Raw genomic sequence first — 1,883 nt, forward strand, 5'->3', positions numbered from 1 at the left:
GCCGGCGGCTTCACCGGCCGCGCCAACTCGGTGCTGCCGCTCGGCGACCCGGGCGTGCCGCTCGACGACGCGCTCGCCGCCGTCACCCGCTGGTACCGCGCCCGCGCCCTGCCGCCGATGATCGTCATCCCGCTGCCGCTGGACGGTGACTCGCCCTGCCATCAGCTTGACAATCATTTGTCCGAACGGACCTGGCTGACTCGTCCAGGTCCCGCCTTCGTCATGGTGGCCGACCTGGCCGCGGTGGCGCCCGCCGGCGACTCGCCGGCGAGCGGAGAGTTCCGCGTCGACGCCGAGCCCGACGACCACTGGCTGGCTACGTATCACTACCGTGGCCAGGACCGGCAGCCGCCGGTCCTGCGCACCGTCCTGATGTCCGCTCCGGCGCAGGCGTTCGCCAGCATCCGCGGCGACGCCGGTGAGGTGCTCGCCATCGGCAGGCTGTCGATCGCGGACGGCTGGGCGGGGATCACGGCCGTCGAGGTGACACAGGCGCGACGGCGCGCCGGACTCGGCATGGCGCTGACGCGCGCGATCTGCGCGGAGGCAGCAGCGCGCGGCGCCCGCCAGGTCTTCCTCCAAGTCGAGACCGACAACATCCCGGCGAGAACCCTCTACGAACGCTGCGGCTTCCGCTACTCCCACCGTTACCACTACCGCGTCGCTCCCTAGCGGGCGACACGCCGGGCCGGATGCTTCAACAAGGGCCAGGTGCTCGCTACGTTTGTAATCATGGCTACCCGTGCGTCCAGGAGCTCGGCTCGTTCGCGAAGCGGGCGGGCAGGCGCTGATCGCGACGAGTTCTACAACGATGAGCCGGTCGAGGTCATCCTGCCGAACGTGCCGCCTGGCGGCGGGCGCCCCGCGCCGAAAAGGGGCAGCGGGAGCGGAGGAAGCGGCTCGCGGGGGAGCGGGAGTTCCGGCCGCGGCAGCGGCTCAGGAAGCGGGCGCGGTTCGGCATCGGGAACCGGGCGCTCCCGGGCGGGCGGGTCGTCGCGGTCCGGCGGCGGACGGGGCGGAGGCCGAAAGCGGAGCACTCCGCAAAAGCGGAGCGCTCCTCGAAAGCGGAGCGCTCAGCGGCGGAAGCCCAAGCCGACCAAGGACCCGGTAGTCATCCTCGCCCGGTGGGTGTTCCGCACCCTGTCGGCAGGCTGGATGCTGATCGCGGGCACGGTCGGATTCGCGGTGCGACGTGCCGGGCGCAGCGCGCGGGACCTGCATCCGGACCACCAGCGGGACGGGATCGGGCTGCTGTGCCTCGGGCTGGCGATCGTATTCGCGGCCGGGGTCTGGCTGCGGATGGGCAATCCCGCGGGACGGCTGGTCTACGACCTGACCAGCGGCTTCCTCGGCGATGGCGCGTTCGTGGTCCCGGTGCTGCTCGCGCTGCTCGGCTGGCGGTTCATGCGTCACCCGGAGCTGAACGCGGAGACCCCGCGCGTGGTGATCGGCTGGGTGGCCCTGCTCATCGGCGTGCTCGGGCTGTTCAGTATCGCCAAGGGCACGCCGAATCCTTCGCACGGCGCACCGGCGATCAGGGGAGCGGGCGGGCTTATCGGCTACGCGGTCTCCGCGCCGCTGGTGGCCGGGCTCACCCCATGGGTGGCGACGCCGCTGCTCGGCCTGGTGGCCTGCTTCGGGCTGCTCGTACTCACTGGCACGCCGGTGCGGAACGTGCCGGCCCGGCTGCGTGAGCTGAGCGAGCTGTTCGGCTACCCGAGCCCTGAGCGGGAGGACGGCGAGGAGGGCGAGGATGCCGGCGGACGGGCCGTCGGCCGGAGCGTGCGCGGTGAGATCGCCAGGGCGATCCGGCTGCGGCCGCCGTCCATCGAGGCGGGCGACCATGTCAAGCCCTACGACACGCCGGTGCTCGAGCCCGGCGG

The 1,883-nt window shown here is 72.5% G+C and carries 2 protein-coding genes; both read left to right on the forward strand.

Translation table 11 applies throughout. The features are described from left to right. Nucleotides 1–672, forward strand: a 672-nt coding sequence (locus tag WA805_RS17075) for a GNAT family N-acetyltransferase (RefSeq protein WP_425242827.1), incomplete at its 5' end; no start/stop codon positions are given. Nucleotides 673–1,128: 456 nt separating this feature from the next. After that, the coding region (locus WA805_RS17080; protein WP_425242828.1) for a DNA translocase FtsK 4TM domain-containing protein at nucleotides 1,129–1,883 on the forward strand (755 nt) is incomplete at its 3' end.

Origin of the sequence: Trebonia sp. (assembly GCF_049794275.1) — a bacterium.
Taxonomy (GTDB): Bacteria; Actinomycetota; Actinomycetes; order Streptosporangiales; family Streptosporangiaceae; genus Trebonia.